Origin of the sequence: Halobaculum gomorrense (genome assembly GCF_900129775.1) — an archaeon.
GTDB classification, from domain to species: domain Archaea; phylum Halobacteriota; class Halobacteria; order Halobacteriales; family Haloferacaceae; genus Halobaculum; species Halobaculum gomorrense.
On record NZ_FQWV01000001.1, the window covers coordinates 365,646 to 380,299 of the forward strand.

A 14,654-nucleotide genomic window follows, 5' to 3' on the forward strand; every position below is an offset into this window, starting at 1 on the left:
GGAGCATTACTTCACCGTTCGGGAACCGGCCGGCGGGGCCCCGAGTACGCCACGCCGCCCTCGGCTCGCTGTCCCCGACCCCACGTCACGGCACGAAACTGATATTGGCTAGCTGAATACTATACCGTAGCCGGTTGTACTCACGAACCGACGATGCCGGTGACGCGACGAACGGCGCTGTCGGCGCTGGCCGCCGGACTCGGCGTCGGCGGCCTCGCCGCCTCGACCGGCTGTGTCGGGTCCTCGAACGCGAGTCGTGCGTCCCCGGGCGGCGACTCCGTGTCCGTGCTCGCGGCCGGGAGCCTCGCCCGCGTTTTCGACGAGCGTCTGCGGCCGCTCGCCGGCGACGGCGTCGACCTCGACTTAGAGTTTCACGGGTCGGCCGCCTGTGCGCGGCTGGTCCGCGAGGGCCTGCGAGACCCCGACGTGCTCGTGCTCGCGGACCCGGCGCTGTTCGAGGGGATCGCCGAGCGGTACACCGCGGTCGCGACGAACGAGCTCGTGGTCGCGCACGCGGGCGACACCGTCGGCGGACGAGCCGTCGCGCGCGCCGAGTTCCCATTGGACCCGGTGCTCGAACGGGAACTTCGCTGGGGTCGGACCGATCCCGACGCGGACCCGCTCGGCTATCGGACGCTGTTCGCGTTGCGGCTCGCGGAGCGCGCACGCGGGCGACCGTACCCCGAGGCGCTCGCGTCGAGCCGGCTGTTCCCCGAGGCGGAGCTGCTCGCCGTGTTCGAGGCGGGAGCGCTGGACGCCGCGGTCGTCTACCGGAACATGGCCCTGGACCACGGCGTCTCTCATCGGGTGCTTCCGGCCTCGGTGAACCTCGGGTCGCCGGCCCGCGCCGAGGCGTACGCGCGGGAGACGTACGAGCTCCCCGACGGCACCGTGGTTCGCGGCTCGCCGATCCGCTACGGCGCCGTCGCCCGTCGCGAGTCGGCCGCAGTCGCGGCGGTCTTCGACGCCGTCGTCGCCGGCGCGTGGACGGGCGACGCGTTCGGCACGCCGCCGTCGTACCCGCGAGTGGAGTCGGTCGGGTCGCCCGGGTCGGACACACCGGCGTGACAAGCTACTTGCCGACAGCGACCCACAATCGCGATATGTCCATCACGCTGTACGCGCTGGACGGCTGCCCGTGGTGCGAGAAGGTCCACGACGCGCTGGAGGATGCCGATATCGAGTACGAGACGGTCTGGACCGAGGCCCTGCACTCGAAGCGCGACGAGGTCGCGCGCGTCAGCGGCCAGCGCGGCGTCCCCGTGCTCGTCGACGACGAGCGCGGCGTGACGATGAACGAGTCGGCGAACATCCTCGAGTACGTCGAGCGAACACTCGCCTGAGACCCGATGACGATCTACACCGGCCGCGGCGACGAGGGGAAGACGGATCTCCGCGACATGTCGCGGGTGTCGAAGACCTCCCGTCGCATCGAGGCGTACGGGACTGTCGACGAAGCGAACGCGCTCATTGGGACGATCCGGCCCACCGGGCACGACGACGTGGACGAGCTGCTGCGCGCGGTGCAGGACCACCTCCACGTCCTCCAGGCGGACTTCGCTAACCCCGACCCCGACCCCGACGAGGGCGACCCGGTCGTCCGCCCACGGCACACCGAACAGCTGGAGGACTGGATCGACGAGCTCGACGAGGAACTGGAGCCGCTGACCCACTTCGTCCTCCCCTCGGGGAGCGAGGCGGGCGCGAAGCTCCACCACGCCCGGACGGTCGTCCGCCGGGCCGAACGCCGTGCGGTCGACCTGGCGGACGACGAACCGGTCAACGCCGAGGCCGTGGCCTACCTCAATCGCCTGTCGGACGCGCTGTTCACGTTCGCGCGGATCGTGAACGCCCGCGACGGCGTCCCCGAGGACGCTCCGGACTACGAGTAGCCGGACGCGGTCGCGGCGTCACGCGGGTTGCGCGGGTCGCCGGCCCCCACAAACGATTTATTCGTTCTTCCACAACCAACAGATATGTCCAAGCACTTCGAGGACGCGCGCTACTACCTCGGTCGTGCGGCGGATCACGCGAAGGAGGGTGTCAAAGAGGAGCTCGAACCGGTCGAGGACCGGGTTCGCGAGATCGTGGGCCGCGAGAAGGAGCCCGAGCCCTCGCGGCTCGACCGGCTCGAGGCGGACCTGACGGAGCTGTCGAAGAAGGCGGAGGGGGAGGCGAAAGCGGCCGTCCAGCAGGCCCGCGAACGCCTCGACGAGTACCGCTCCGAGCGAAACGCGGAGTAACGGGGTCGATGAGAACGCGGTCGGATTCAGCCCGACCCGTTCGCTTCAGAACGTCGGCTCGTCGCCCATGTCGTCGTCGAGTGCGGCGGGGTCCTGCTGTTCGTCGATGGCGTCGGTGAAGAGGTCGCCGTCGGCCTCCCCCTCGGTCGTGCCGTCTTCCTCCACGTCGTACGCCTGCAGGCCGCGCGTGAGGAAGTCCTCGATCGCTTCGTTGCGGTTGAGGAACTCCCCCTGCTCGGCGAGACGCGAGATCTCGCTGTCGATTCGGTCGGGCAGGTCGACTTCGATCTTCGTCACGTCCGCCCGTCGGTCGGCGGGCGGGATTAATCCTCGGGTCGGTCTCGGCGCCCCCGTCACGGACGGTAAGTCTTAAGAGTTCGACCGGGGTACGTCGTGATGCGGGTTGGTGGTCTAGTCCGGTTATGACGGCTCCTTCACACGGAGCAGGTCGGCGGTTCGAATCCGCCCCAACCCATTGTTTCGCGGCGCATCGACGACGAGCGGAGCGAGGAGTCCACGTCGTGGCTGGTGGTGTCCGGCAGACTCGAAGCAGGGAGAGAAGCGAGCAGACGCGAGCGGAACGACCGCGGTTCGAATCCGCCCCAACCCATTGTTTCGCGGCGCATCGACGACGAGCGGTGTGAACGACGCGCCGACTGGACCGTGTGTCGGGACGGTGACCACGACGAACGCGACCGCGATTCAGTCGTCGCGAGGGAGGTCGTCGTTCTGCCTCCCGGCGACACGGTCACGGATCTCCGCGGCGCGGCCGCGGACAGCCTCGACTCGACGTTGGATCTGGCCGGGGCGCTTGCCACAGAAGGACGCGACGTAGTGGAGGTCGGTCCCCGACATCGTCAGCAGGTACGCGGCGACGGTGTCGCCGCCGGCCTGAACGACCTCCGGCGGGATGCCGCGGTCGCCGGTGCCGACCTCCTCGAACCCGTTCACGTCGAAGAACACGTCGACGAAGACCTCGGCGTCTTCGGCGTCCTCGAAGTCGACCACCTCGCCGTCGGGGATCTCGACACGGTACTCGGCGCCGTCGGGCGACCGCCGTTCGACGATCCGCACGTCGAGGACGTACTCCCGGTACGTCGATTCCTCGACCGTCGGGGATCTGTGTTCGCGGCCGACGCCGTTCCCGCAGTGGCCGTACGCGTCCGTGGCGTCGCTGCGCCGGTCGGTTCCGGTTCCGTCGTGGTAGTGCTGGTCGTTGGGTTGCATCGTCGGTGTCACGTTCGTCGCCGCCCGCGAGCGAGCGCGAGCAGCGTCGCGGCCGCAAGCCCCGCGAGCACGACGGTGACCGGGAGCGCTCCGGTTGTCTCCGTCGTCGCGCCGGCGTCGACTGCGGTCGCGGCGGTCGTCGATTCGGCGGTCGCGGCGGTCGTCGATTCGGCGGTCGCGATCCCGACGGCGACCGTCGCGTTCGTCGCGGCAGGGGCGATTCGGGTACCGGAGTCGGCGTCGAACTGCACGGGATCGAGCACGAGTCGAGTCGTCCCCGAACCGTTGCCGACGATCGTCACCGTCGCGACCGTCACGTCGGTCGCACCGGCGTCGACAGCACCGTCGAGGTCCGCCGCCTCCAGCGCGAGGCCACCGTCCGTCGTGCGCTCCGGTGGCGTCGTGAGCCCGAAGGCGTCCGGGTAGCTCGCGTTCGCGATCCGGGCGACTCCGGACCCTGAGAGCGACACCTCGAAGTAGTACCCCGAGAGCCCCTCCGGAACGCTAGTCAGGACGATCTCGACGGTCGTTCGACCGTCAGTGTCGATGCGGATCGGATCTGTCGCGGGCCGAAGCGACGGGTTCGGTCGGATCGCGTCGGCCCCGGGCCCGGCATCGTCGACCGCGAGTCCGACGGCCTCGGTGCCGCTGTCGACGTGCGCGTCCACCGCGACGACGCCGTGGCCCGCTGCGGTCAGACACGCTGCCACCAGCGCGACCGCGAGGACGACGCGACCGGTTCGTTCTGTGAGTCGGTAGGTCATGAAATGAGAGTGGTTGTGGTGGTAACGGCAGTTGTCGTGACGGACGGCGTCGGGGTCTGCGGGAGCAGTTCGTCGCCGCCCGCCGACGGCGGCCCGCCCGGGCCGGTCGCTCAGTTGACCTCCTCGTACAGGTCGACCACGTCGTCGAAGTCGAGCTGGCCGTTGTCGTTGAAGTCGTACGCCCACTTGTTGAGGCGGACGCTGTCGCCGTCGAAGTTGCGGAACAGCGCCGTCACGTCGGCGTAGTCGAGGCGACCGTTGCCGTTCACGTCGGCGTAGTCGCCGTCGCCGTCGAGGTCGCGGGGGGCGTTCCCGCCGGCGACCGCCGGCGGACCGGTGACGACGAGCCCGGCTCGGCCCTCCGCGTCGATGGCGTCGCCGTCCTCGTCGTCCATCGCCTGCACCGTCACATCGATGTCCGCGGTGCCCGAGCCGGTCCCGCGCACCGTCAGCGTCGCGAGCGTCACGTCGCGGCCGCCCTGCCCGACGGTCTCGGTCGCATCCGTCACCTGCAGGGTCGCCGTCGAGCCGTCGTCGCTGATCGCGCGCTTCGTCAGCGCGATCTCCTCGGGGAAGGAGACGCTCTCGATCGACGCTACCTCGGGATCGGAGACGACGAGCTTCACCCGCGCGCCCGAGAATCCCGCCGGGAGCGACGACGCCGTCACGTCGAGCGTGCCGGTCGTCCCGTTGCGGACGGCGACCGCGCCGGCGTCGACCATGACGTTGGGCTGGTACACCCACATGCAGTCGTTCTTGAACGAGCGGGCGAGCTGGTCGGCGTCCTCACAGCAGAGGACGCGCCCGTCGTTCATCACGTACACGTTGTCGATGTTGAGCGGGGCCTGGTCGGCGACCTCGGTGGAGTCACTGCCGTCGAAACCGACGACGACCGGTTCGAGGCGCGTGATGTCGTAGTCGCGCTTCAACTGGCCCCGGTAGACGACGCCCCCGTCGACGCGGTCCATTCGGAGGTCACCCTCGTCGTCGGACAGGGCGTCGTTGTACTCGGCGAGCCCGAAGTAGACGAAGTCGCCCGGCCCGGCCCCCGCGACGCTGTCGACGCCCTCCGCCTTGTTGAACTCGATCGAGGCGCCGATCTCCTTGGCGGCCGCCCGCGTCTCCAGGAACGGCACCTTCCGCAGCTCCTCGTCGACGTCCTCCGGGCCGCGTTCCTCGTACTGCTCGGCCCACTCGACGATCTCCTCGTCGGTGATGTAGTTCCGGTTGCCGTTCTCGATGACTTCGCGGTCGGCCTCCTCGATGGCCGCGTCGAGGTCATCCCGCCAGTCGGTCTCCGCGTGGGTCTCCAGGTAGTCGACCTGCGTGATCCCGTCGTACTCGGCGATCCACGACTCGACCTCGCGGTTCGTGGCGTGGCCGAGCTCGATCCACTCGATGTCCAGCGGGACGTTCGCCGGCGACCGATCCTTCGCGGCCGACGCGTTCGTGATCTTCGGGGCGTACAGCGTCCCCGACAGGTCCATCGGGTCGTCGTAGCCGTCGATGAGCTCGTCGGCGACGAACTTGTAGATCCCCTTGGCGTCGCCGTCGCTGGTCTCGTACACCGTCCGTCGGTCGCCGACGATGTCGGCCATCTCCCAGGCTCCCCGGCCCATCACGTAGTACTTCACCGGCGTCGGCGGGTCGGCCGCCGGGTCGCGGAAGTCGACGTGGTACCCCTGCCTGTAGGGGTTGGGGTAGCCCTCGCCGATCGGCTCGGTCGTGTTTGTCCCCTCCGCCTCGGCGCCCGTGCCGTTCGCGTCGGGCTCTGCGGTCGCCTCGTCGAAGTTCCGCTGGTCGACCGGCTCCGCGCCGTTGTAATACGCCAGCAGTTCGACGCCCGAGAGCGCCCAGTAGCCCTGGACGTACCAGCTCTGGAAGTCCTCGTCCGCCTCAGCGTAGCTGGCGACTGCGCTCTGTATCTCCGTGGGGTTGGGCCGGTTCCAGAACGGTCGAGCCCCCCGGAGCCCCTGCCCGGTGCCCTTCTCGAGGATGTCGCTCACGGTCGCGGTGAGCGAGACCGTCGGGTGGGCGTACTCCTCCTCCGAGGAGATCATCGTCCCCCACGGGGTGAGCTCGCCGGCGCAGTTGATCCGCGTCCCCTGGAGCGCGCGAAGCGGCTCCGTGTTCGCGAGGTTGATGGCGTTCTCGAGGTCGGCCTCCCACTCGCCGTCCTCGGTCCGGCTGATGGGGATCCGCGTGACGTTCCCCGGGCTCGTCTCGAAGTTCGTGTACAGCAGCCCTTCGGTCCCATCTTCGTTCGTCGGGATAAACTGGTTGCAGTCAGGCGTGTACCCCGGCTCGGAGTACCGCGATCCGGCGAACCGATCGATCGGAACGCCGTCGGGCGTCTCCGGCACGCCGAGCTGTTCGGCGCCGCCGTTGATCTCGTCTTCCTGCTGGGCGAGGAAGACGTACTCACCGTCGCTGACGCGGACCCGGGACTGTTGCTCGTTCGTCGTCGGGATCGGCAGCTCCGCGAAGTCGTCGTTGCTCCCGTCGAACCGGAAGTCGAACCCGCTAACGTACCCGATGCCGCCCCGGGAGAACTCCCCAGGATTGTCGCGGCTCGGGTGCTGGTGGCTGAACAGCAGCGTGCCGTCGTCGAAGACGAACGGACCCGTCACCTCCGCCCCCAGCGATGTCGTCGCGAATCGCTTGATGCTCCCTCTCGCGCTCGGTGCGCCGACGGTGTCGGCGTCGGCTGCGGCAGCCACGCCCGAGCTCGCCGCTCCCGCTCCCACTGCTGCGGCGACTGATGTCTTCATCAATCGCCGTCTGGATAGGTCGACCATGCAAGTTCGCGATCGATGACATGCCTGAAAGCGTTTTATATGACTGCTATTGATGCGTATCTATCTTCACCAGGTGCCGAATATATCTTCTCGGCCGGGTACCGCTCGTGAGGGCTATTGTCCCATGCCTGTCGTGGGATACCGACGACGGCGCGTTTGCGACAGCGGGTTCACGACGCGAGCGCGCTCTCGACCTCCGAGCGCAGGGCGTCTTCCTCGACCGGCTTCGTGACGTAGCCGTCGGCGCCGGCCTTCACGGCCTGCTTCATCTTGTCGCGCTGCTCGACGCTGGTGCACATCACGACGCGCGCGCCGGGGTCGCGCTCCTTGATGTCGCCGGTCGCCTCGATGCCGTTCACCTCGGGCATCATGATGTCCATCGTGACCAGGTCCGGGCGGGTCTCCTCGAACAGGGTCACCGCCTCCGAGCCGTTCTCGGCCTCGCCGACGACCTCGAAGTCGTCCTCGAGGATCCCTCGGATGAGCGTGCGCTGGAAGCCGGAGTCGTCTACGATGAGGATCCGTCGGGTCATGGCTGACACTCCCCGGTGCCGCAGATAAGCGTTCACCCGACAGATCCGGTCGTGATATTTTGAGCGGCACAGTTAACGCGGTCTGGCGAGGGTAGCCGAACAATGGGACCACGAGAACCACGGACGGACGACGGCGTGAACGAGACCGGACGCTCGAGAACACGGGCGGACGGAGGGATCGCGGACACCGGTGGATCCGTCGGGGCAGGACCGCCGACCGCCGACTCATCGGGGCTCGCGGTGACCGACGCCACCCGGCGCGGCGTCGACGGCGCCGACCTGGCAGAGCGGCTCGGCCTCGACGCCGCCGACATCGAGAAGCGCAAGCGATTCAGTAGACTCACGCCGAGCGACGAGGAGACGCTCTCGTCGCTCGAACCGCTCCTCGAGGAACTCGCGCCGGCGTTGGTCGACGAGTTCTACGACCACTTCACCGACCACGAGGAGACGAACGCCATCTTCGGGCGGTCGAGTAAGGGGATCGAGGCGCTCAAGCGAACCCAGCGCCAGTATCTGACCGATCTCGGCGGCGGCGACTACGGACGGGATTACTTCCAACGACGCGCCCGGATCGGGAAGATCCACGACATGCTGGACCTCGGGCCGCGGGTGTACTTCTCGGGGTACAGCGTCTACTACGAGGGGCTGTTGAACGCGCTCGCCGACGAGGCGCGGGAGACGGCCGGAGTCGAACCCGGGTCCCCGGGCGAGGAGGCACTCTCGCGGTTCACCGACCGCCTGCTCCCGCTGTTGAAGCTGCTGTTGTTGGACCAACAAGTCGCGATGGACACGTACATCGACTCGTACGCAGAGCAGATGGAAACGGAGATCGAGCGCCGTCGCGAGCTGACCACGGAGGTCTCCGAGGAGGTCGAGGCCCCCCTCGAGGAGATCGGTGCCGGCGCCGTCAACGTCGCCGAGAACGCCGACGAGCTGGCGGCGTTGGCGGAGACGCAGGCGGATCGGATGGGCGACGTGGAGGCGGAGGTGGGGACGCTCTCCGCGAACGTCGAGGAGGTCGCCGCCAGCGCCGAGCAGGTCGCACACGTCTCCGCCGACGCCGAGCGGCTCGCCGAGGAGGGCGTCGACGCCGCCGGCGAGGCCCGCGACACGATGGAGGACATCGAGAACGCGACCGACGAGGTGACCGACGACCTCGACGAGCTCCGCGACCGCGTGGGCGAGATCGACGAGGTCGTCTCGGTCATCGACGGGATCGCCGACCAGACGAACCTGCTGGCGCTCAACGCGAACATCGAGGCCGCACGCGCCGGGGAGGCGGGCGACGGCTTCGCGGTCGTCGCGGACGAGGTGAAGAGCCTCGCCGAGGAGTCCCAACAGCGGGCCGGAGAGATCGAAGCGCTCGTCGAGAACATTCAGACGGGCGCCGAGGACACCGTCGAGAGCCTCGAACGGACCGAAGAGCGGATCCAAGGCGGCGTCGCCCGCGTCGACGAGGCGATGGAGCGACTCGATAGCATCGCCGAGGCGATCCGGGAGGCGGCCTCCGGCGTCGAGGAGGTCGCACGAGCGGCCGACTCCCAGGCGTCGACGACCGAGGAGGTCGCGTCGCTGGTCGAGGAGGCCAGCGGCGAGGCGGCCGCGGTTCGCCGCACCGTCGAGGAGATCGCGGAGGCGGCCGACGCCCAGCGCGCTCGCCTCGACCGCGTTACCGACTCCGTCGGCCGACTCACCGACGGGTCCGACCGCTGATACGGAAGGCTTAGTAATTCGATCGCCGCATGTTAATACATGGGCGTCGTCAGCGTCTCGATGCCGGACAGCCTCGTCGACCGGATCGACGAGTTCACCGAGGAGCACGGCTACACCGGCCGCAGCGAGTTGCTCCGGGAGGCCGCCAGGAACCTCCTCGGGGAGTTCGAGGACAAGAAGCTGGAGGACCGCGAGCTGATGGGGATCATCACGGTCGTGTTCGACTACGAGGGCACCACCGTGGAGGAGCGTATGATGCAGTTGCGCCACGAACACGAGGACATCGTCGCCTCGAACTTCCACAGCCACGTCGGCGATCACAACTGCATGGAGCTGTTCATCCTCGAAGGGAACCTGGAGCAGATCTCCACGTTCGTCGGGAAGATCCGCGCGACGACCGACACCAAGACGGTCGACTACTCGGTCACGCCCATCGGCGACGCCGAGGGGATCGTCTGATCGCGAGGGTACCGCCGCGAGCGTGATTGTGAACACAGCGAACAACTGTGGTCGCGAGCGGCGCGATCGGGCGGTCGGCGATGCACGGTTCCGGACCCGGTGCCGGTTCCGACCCGGCTGATCGCCGCCGGAGGATCCGCCGCGATCGGCCCGCAGTCGGTCGATCCGTTCGACTGCCTTGGTATGCGGTTGCACACCTCCAGCCGTTGGGATCCGAACCAAGCTTCAATACACGTGGGATCGTACCCCCGTAATGGAGTTATGGACATATCAGACATCGCCGTGCCGGAGTTCGTAGAGGTGGAAGCGGACGAACGTCTCGGGAAGATCCGCGCCATCTTCGATCGCGAGAATCCGAAGGGCATCATCGTGATGGACGACGGCGAGTACGCGGGCGTCATCGGCGAGCGCGAGCTGATCAACTCGCGGGTCGAAGACGACACCAAGGCGGCGGCGCTGCTGAAGCCGGCGCCGGAGGTCGCCCGCACCGAGGACGTGCGCGAGGTCGCGCGCGTCCTGGTCGAGGGGAACGTCAAGGTCGCGCCCGTTTACGAGGGCGAGCGGCTGTACGGCATCGTGACCGTCGACGACATCCTCGCGGCCGTCCTCGACAACCTGGACGCGCTGACCGTCGAGGACATCTACACGGAAGACGTGGTCACGGTACCCGAGGACGCCCACGTCGGGCAGGCGATCAACCGCCTGCGCGAGAACGGTATCTCGCGGCTCCCGGTGGTCAACGAGGGAGGCCGCCTCGAGGGTATCATCACGACCCACGACATCGTCGACTTCGTCGTCCGCGACGGCGAGCGACAGGGACGCGGCGACCGGCGCGGCGACCTCGACCGCATGCTCGATTTGCCGGTGTATGACATGATGTCGTCGCCGGTGCTCACCGTCACCGCCGAGGAATCGGTGCGCGACGCGGTCGAGCTGATGATGGACAACGACGTGAGCGGGCTCGTCGTCACGCCAGAGGATCACGACGACCTCGTCGCCGGCGTGCTCACGAAGACCGACGTGCTGCGCGCGCTCACGTTCACCGAGGAAGACGCGATGGACGTGCAGGTGACGAACGTCAGCCTGCTCGACACCCTTTCGCGTGAGGACATCCGCGAGGCAATCGGCCAGGTCTCGGACAAGTATCAGGAGATGCGCGTCCTCCACGCGCACGTCCGCTTCCACGAGCACAAAGAGAAGCTCCGGGGCACGCCGCTCATCCAGTGTCAGATCCGGCTGCGGACGACCCACGGCCAGGTCGCCGGGTCGGGCGAGGGGTACGGCGCGGAACACGCGTTCCACGTCGCACTCGACAAGCTGGAGCGCAACGTCCTCGAAGTGAAGGGCGTCACCGCCGACGAGCGCTACCGCGGCCAGCTCCTCCGGAAGCTGGGCGAGCTGTAGGTCGACCGTCGCCTCGCCGCCCGGAGCCCACACGGCGACCGGCGGCGACCGCGCCGCCGACCCGCGTCTCTCGAACCCGAACGGCTCGACTGTCCCGTCCGCTACCGACCGAACAGCCGTGCCAGCCGCCCGCTCGACCGCTCGCCGCCGATTTCTGCGTCCGCGCGGAACCGATCGACGGCGTCGTCGTCGACGCCGGCGGCGTCGAGCCGAAGCGTGTCCGCCTCGCCCTCGGTCTCGACGACGACCTCGCGCCCGCGAGTGGCCGCGTACACGCCCATGAGCGCCGCGCCGAGCAGCAGGGAGAGCGCACCGAGAACGCGGAGCACGTCGTCGACGAGCGAGAGCACCGAGAGCACGCTCCCGACCATCGAGAGGAGCCCGCCCAGCCCGGCGGCGCCGGCGCCCTCCGGCGTCGTCGCGCGCATCGAGTCGAGCGAGACCATCGAGCCGCCGAGCACCATCGCCAGGCCGCCGCCGACCGCGTACGCGATGGGGCGGACGAGCCAGTCGGTCGCCGTCGACGACGGCGACACGTCCGTGACGTTGACGCGGTGGACCGCCCGGAGGGTCGCGCGCTCGTCCGGGTCCGCGTCGGGCGCGAACGCGAGCACGCGGTGGCTCGTCGCCACGAGCCGCCCGTCGGCGACCGGGAGGCTCGCGCGGACCTCCTCGCCGGCGTACAGCAGCGACTCGACGGAGTCCGTCCCCGAGGTCGCTCTCGCGTCGCCGCCGCGTCCGGCGGCGCCGCTGGCGTCGTCGGTCGAGCCGAGAGAACCGGGGTCCGTGAGCGGCGACGGCTCGGCCGGCGAGACGACCGTGTCGGCGTCGTCGGCGCCGTCGGCGCCGAACGCGACGCCCCCATCGCCGGTCGTCGGGTCGCGGTCATCGTCCGCGTCGCCTCCGAAGTCGAAGCCGCCCATCGGTCCCTTACTGGCCGGCGAGCTTCTCGGCGATGCGCCGGGCGCCCTCGGCGGCCGCGAGGTCGGGCTCGTCGGGGACGACCACGTTCACGTCGCGGTCGAGTTCCGCACAGAGCCGCCGTTCGAACTCCTCGGCGAGGCCGGGGATGCACGCCATGCCGCCGGTGACGGCGATGTCGTTGTTCAGCGAGAGCTGGTACACCTTCATGTAGTCGTTGGCGAGTTCGGGGAGGAACTCGTTGGCGACCTCGTCGACGGCGGCGTCGAGATACCAGTCGAGCGCGTCGACGACGCTGTCCTTGATGGTGAACTCGTGGGAGCCGCCGCCGGGCTGCTGGATCACGTCCGAGAACGGCTCGAAGCCGCCGACGTTGCCGTGCTCCTCCTTGTACTCGCGCGCGGTCGTCAGGTCGACGTGGACGCGCCCCTGCGTCTCCTCCTCGACGTTGGCGACGATGCGGCGGTCCACGTCGTTGCCCGTCACCGAGCCGGTGGAGAACGGTACGAGCTGGTCGCCGCGGCGGTACGCGCAGGCCTCCAGGTTGGTGGAGCCCATGTTCACGGAGATGAACACGTCGTCGACGGCCTCGACGCCGTCGCCCATCGCGGGGATGGCGCCGCACAGCGACTCGGGGTACGCGCGCATGGTGTGGGCGCCGATGTCCGAGGACTCGATGACCTCGGTGAGGTTCTCTAACCCGGCGTCGTTCTCCATCGTCGGGATGGCGTACACGACCGCCGAGTCGGACGGGACGCCGTTGGCCGAGAGCAGCTCACGGAAGAATCGGCCGGCGAGCTCCGCGCGCTCGTCGTCCTCCGGGAGCCCTGAGCGGAGCATGTACTCCACGCGGTCCGGGTACTCGGCGGCGGCCTGCTCCCCGAACAGGGCCTTCTCCTCCCCCGTGATCGCGTCCTCGTACAGCGCGAGGCAGGTGAGCGTTCGCACCGTCGTGAACTCGCCGCTGTCAGCGTCCTCGGGATACCGAAGCACGGTCCGAGTGGAGCCGAGCTTCACGCCGATGGGGGCCGGGTTGCTGGACTCGAAACTGTCGTCGTCTGCGGATTCGGATTCTGCTGCCATGGTTATCGGAGCGCGGCGAGGCGGGCGACGAACAGCAGGCTCGTGCGGTGGTGGCCGACGGAGAGCCGCGAGCCGTCGGTGTCGTCGAAGGCTTCGAGGTACGCCGTGAGGGCGTCCTCGACGGACTCGTCGAGCCACTCCACGTCCCGATAGAAGGCGAGCGCCTCGCGGGCGCGTTCGCGCCCGCCGACGCCGACGAGGTAGCGTAACCAGTCGAGCGCAAGCTGGGTCCCGACCACCGAGTCCGGAAGACTCGGCAGGTAGGGCCTGCTCGCGCCGCCGGCCGCCGCCTGAAGGAGGAAAGCGTCTTCCACCTGCGCCGCCCGCACGCGCGCGTCCGCTCGACTGAGGAAATCGTCCGGCTGCGTCCACCGGTCCGGTCCCTCGTCGGCGTGCGTCGGCGCCGCCGCTCCCGTCAACGCTCGCAACTCCTTCGGGTCGTAATCGCTCGGTCTGAGCATGTCCTGGTTCGTCCGCACTCCCTGTGCCGCTACGCTTGCCTACCCGGAACCGTCGTAAATATGTACGCTCCCGAATATCACGGCTGAAATCGGACGCGTGGGAACGGTCGCAGCGACGCTTCGACTGGCCCTCAGGTGCCCGCGAGGGTGAACTCGACCCGCTCCTTGTCGCCGCCCTGGGTCGTCCGCCCCTCGACGGTCACCTCGCCCAGTTCCTCGGTGTTGCCGACGTGGGTGCCGGCGCAGGCGGTGCGGTCGAATGGCTCCTCGTCGTCCCCGCCGCCGATTTCCACGATCCGCAGCTCCGTGATCGAACTCGGGAGCAGGTCGATCCGCGTGCGCTCGGCGTCGAGTTCCGCCTCGGCGACCTCGCGGTCCATCGTGTAGTGCTCCACCGAGAGCGCGTCGTCGACGAGGTCGTTCATCCGGGTCTCGATGTCGGCCAGATCGGTCTCGGAGAACTTCGGGTGCTCGGCGTCGAGGCGCGCGCGGTCGGCGTACAGTTGGTTGCCGACAGTCCGCGCGTCGAACTCGTCCAGCAGGACGGCCGAGAGGAGGTGCTGTGCGGTGTGATAGCGCATGTGAGCGCGGCGGCGATCCCAATCGAGGATGCCGCGGACGCGCGCGCCCTCGGGCGGCGCCGCGCCGTCGAGGTGGTGGTAGACGGTGTCGGTCTTCTCCACGTCCGCGACGGCGAACTCGTCGCCGGCCGCGTCGTCACCGGCGTCGCGGTCCCCGTCCGCGCCGGCAGCACCGTTGCCGCTGGCGTCGAGCACACGGATCGTCCCCGTGTCGGCGGGCTGGCCGCCGCCGGTCGGGTAGAAGTGCGTCCGGTCGAGCACGACGCGCTCGTCGAGCGACCGCTCGACGGTCGCCTCGAACTCGCTGACGGTGCTGTCGGCGAGATACAGCTGTTCGGTCACACCGGACGTGGGCAACGGGCGCACTTAGCGGTTCGCGACGCGGCGGTCCGGACCGGCCCCGACTGCCCACCCCCGACCACCCATCCCCTCGCGGCGACGGCGATCGCTCGTCGCCGGTCCGACTT

At 69.0% G+C, this 14,654-nt stretch carries 16 protein-coding genes and 1 tRNA gene; 8 read left to right on the forward strand and 9 right to left on the reverse strand.

The annotated features are described in order from the left end of the window. The first annotated feature begins 159 nt into the window (after positions 1–159). The 4 genes from BUE16_RS01825 (at position 160) to BUE16_RS01840 (ending at position 2,243) form a co-directional block, all read left to right on the forward strand. Positions 160–1,068, forward strand: a complete 909-nt coding sequence (locus BUE16_RS01825) for a substrate-binding domain-containing protein (RefSeq protein WP_159435699.1) — start codon at positions 160–162, stop codon at positions 1,066–1,068. Between the two features lie 35 nt (positions 1,069–1,103). Beyond that, complete coding sequence (locus BUE16_RS01830; RefSeq protein ID WP_073306701.1) at positions 1,104–1,343, forward strand: glutaredoxin family protein; 240 nt, start codon at positions 1,104–1,106, stop codon at positions 1,341–1,343. A gap of 6 nt (positions 1,344–1,349) precedes the next feature. Further along, complete coding sequence (locus BUE16_RS01835; protein ID WP_073306702.1) at positions 1,350–1,892, forward strand: cob(I)yrinic acid a,c-diamide adenosyltransferase; 543 nt, start codon at positions 1,350–1,352, stop codon at positions 1,890–1,892. Between the two features lie 84 nt (positions 1,893–1,976). Continuing rightward, the gene (locus tag BUE16_RS01840; RefSeq protein WP_073306703.1) at positions 1,977–2,243 is read left to right on the forward strand and encodes a DUF7553 family protein; all 267 of its coding nucleotides are present in this window, start codon (positions 1,977–1,979) and stop codon (positions 2,241–2,243) included. A gap of 45 nt (positions 2,244–2,288) precedes the next feature. On the opposite strand, the gene BUE16_RS01845 is transcribed toward BUE16_RS01840, so the two are convergent. Beyond that, on the reverse strand, positions 2,289–2,540 hold the full coding sequence (locus BUE16_RS01845; protein ID WP_073306704.1) for a DUF7120 family protein: 252 nt from the start codon (positions 2,538–2,540) through the stop codon (positions 2,289–2,291). Between the two features lie 103 nt (positions 2,541–2,643). Here BUE16_RS01845 and BUE16_RS01850 point away from each other — a divergent pair. Continuing rightward, positions 2,644–2,718 (forward strand) — tRNA-Val (locus BUE16_RS01850). Between the two features lie 227 nt (positions 2,719–2,945). Here BUE16_RS01850 and BUE16_RS01855 read toward each other — a convergent pair. The 4 genes from BUE16_RS01855 to BUE16_RS01870 all read right to left on the reverse strand — a co-directional run bounded on the left by BUE16_RS01855 (position 2,946) and on the right by BUE16_RS01870 (position 7,565). Next, positions 2,946–3,470 (reverse strand): hypothetical protein, encoded by a 525-nt coding sequence (locus BUE16_RS01855; protein ID WP_234972308.1) that lies wholly within the window; start codon positions 3,468–3,470, stop codon positions 2,946–2,948. Between the two features lie 8 nt (positions 3,471–3,478). Then, positions 3,479–4,234 carry a hypothetical protein gene (locus tag BUE16_RS01860; protein WP_073306705.1) on the reverse strand — a complete coding sequence of 252 codons (756 nt, stop codon included), beginning with the start codon at positions 4,232–4,234 and terminating at the stop codon, positions 3,479–3,481. Between the two features lie 110 nt (positions 4,235–4,344). Then, on the reverse strand, positions 4,345–7,032 hold the full coding sequence (locus tag BUE16_RS01865; RefSeq protein WP_073306706.1) for an alkaline phosphatase PhoX: 2,688 nt from the start codon (positions 7,030–7,032) through the stop codon (positions 4,345–4,347). A 170-nt stretch (positions 7,033–7,202) separates the two neighbouring features. Beyond that, the gene (locus tag BUE16_RS01870; protein ID WP_073306707.1) at positions 7,203–7,565 is read right to left on the reverse strand and encodes a response regulator; all 363 of its coding nucleotides are present in this window, start codon (positions 7,563–7,565) and stop codon (positions 7,203–7,205) included. A gap of 102 nt (positions 7,566–7,667) precedes the next feature. Between BUE16_RS01870 and BUE16_RS01875 the strand changes: the two genes are divergently transcribed. The 3 genes from BUE16_RS01875 to BUE16_RS01885 all read left to right on the forward strand — a co-directional run bounded on the left by BUE16_RS01875 (position 7,668) and on the right by BUE16_RS01885 (position 11,141). Next, positions 7,668–9,278: a globin-coupled sensor protein gene (locus BUE16_RS01875; protein WP_079991451.1), complete on the forward strand. Its 1,611-nt coding sequence runs from the start codon at positions 7,668–7,670 to the stop codon at positions 9,276–9,278. A 39-nt stretch (positions 9,279–9,317) separates the two neighbouring features. Further along, the gene (gene nikR, locus BUE16_RS01880; RefSeq protein ID WP_073306708.1) at positions 9,318–9,737 is read left to right on the forward strand and encodes a nickel-responsive transcriptional regulator NikR; all 420 of its coding nucleotides are present in this window, start codon (positions 9,318–9,320) and stop codon (positions 9,735–9,737) included. Between the two features lie 261 nt (positions 9,738–9,998). Next, the gene (locus BUE16_RS01885) at positions 9,999–11,141 is read left to right on the forward strand and encodes a CBS domain-containing protein (RefSeq protein ID WP_073306709.1); all 1,143 of its coding nucleotides are present in this window, start codon (positions 9,999–10,001) and stop codon (positions 11,139–11,141) included. Positions 11,142–11,242: 101 nt separating this feature from the next. Here the strand turns inward: BUE16_RS01885 and BUE16_RS01890 are convergent, their stop codons facing one another. The 4 genes from BUE16_RS01890 to BUE16_RS01905 form a co-directional block, all read right to left on the reverse strand. Further along, a complete protein-coding gene (locus tag BUE16_RS01890) occupies positions 11,243–12,064 on the reverse strand; it encodes a hypothetical protein (RefSeq protein WP_079991452.1) in 822 nt (273 codons plus the stop codon). Positions 12,065–12,071: 7 nt separating this feature from the next. After that, positions 12,072–13,145 carry a rod shape-determining protein gene (locus tag BUE16_RS01895; RefSeq protein ID WP_073306710.1) on the reverse strand — a complete coding sequence of 358 codons (1,074 nt, stop codon included), beginning with the start codon at positions 13,143–13,145 and terminating at the stop codon, positions 12,072–12,074. A 2-nt stretch (positions 13,146–13,147) separates the two neighbouring features. Then, positions 13,148–13,606, reverse strand: a complete 459-nt coding sequence (locus tag BUE16_RS01900) for a FlaD/FlaE family flagellar protein (RefSeq protein WP_143165339.1) — start codon at positions 13,604–13,606, stop codon at positions 13,148–13,150. Between the two features lie 131 nt (positions 13,607–13,737). Continuing rightward, positions 13,738–14,529 carry an alanyl-tRNA editing protein gene (locus tag BUE16_RS01905; RefSeq protein ID WP_073306712.1) on the reverse strand — a complete coding sequence of 264 codons (792 nt, stop codon included), beginning with the start codon at positions 14,527–14,529 and terminating at the stop codon, positions 13,738–13,740. Positions 14,530–14,654: the final 125 nt, after the last annotated feature.

Bases quoted from the DNA above. Each gene is read 5' to 3' on its own strand.
- BUE16_RS01890 (WP_079991452.1), bottom strand. From the start codon at position 12,064: ATGGGCGGCTTCGACTTCGGAGGCGACGCGGACGATGACCGCGACCCG.
- BUE16_RS01870 (WP_073306707.1), bottom strand. From the start codon at position 7,565: ATGACCCGACGGATCCTCATCGTAGACGACTCCGGCTTCCAGCGCACG.
- nikR (WP_073306708.1), top strand. From the start codon at position 9,318: ATGGGCGTCGTCAGCGTCTCGATGCCGGACAGCCTCGTCGACCGGATC.
- BUE16_RS01835 (WP_073306702.1), top strand. From the start codon at position 1,350: ATGACGATCTACACCGGCCGCGGCGACGAGGGGAAGACGGATCTCCGC.
- BUE16_RS01900 (WP_143165339.1), bottom strand. From the start codon at position 13,606: ATGCTCAGACCGAGCGATTACGACCCGAAGGAGTTGCGAGCGTTGACG.
- BUE16_RS01885 (WP_073306709.1), top strand. From the start codon at position 9,999: ATGGACATATCAGACATCGCCGTGCCGGAGTTCGTAGAGGTGGAAGCG.
- BUE16_RS01855 (WP_234972308.1), bottom strand. From the start codon at position 3,470: ATGCAACCCAACGACCAGCACTACCACGACGGAACCGGAACCGACCGG.
- BUE16_RS01895 (WP_073306710.1), bottom strand. From the start codon at position 13,145: ATGGCAGCAGAATCCGAATCCGCAGACGACGACAGTTTCGAGTCCAGC.
- BUE16_RS01875 (WP_079991451.1), top strand. From the start codon at position 7,668: ATGGGACCACGAGAACCACGGACGGACGACGGCGTGAACGAGACCGGA.
- BUE16_RS01840 (WP_073306703.1), top strand. From the start codon at position 1,977: ATGTCCAAGCACTTCGAGGACGCGCGCTACTACCTCGGTCGTGCGGCG.
- BUE16_RS01865 (WP_073306706.1), bottom strand. From the start codon at position 7,032: ATGGTCGACCTATCCAGACGGCGATTGATGAAGACATCAGTCGCCGCA.
- BUE16_RS01830 (WP_073306701.1), top strand. From the start codon at position 1,104: ATGTCCATCACGCTGTACGCGCTGGACGGCTGCCCGTGGTGCGAGAAG.
- BUE16_RS01860 (WP_073306705.1), bottom strand. From the start codon at position 4,234: ATGACCTACCGACTCACAGAACGAACCGGTCGCGTCGTCCTCGCGGTC.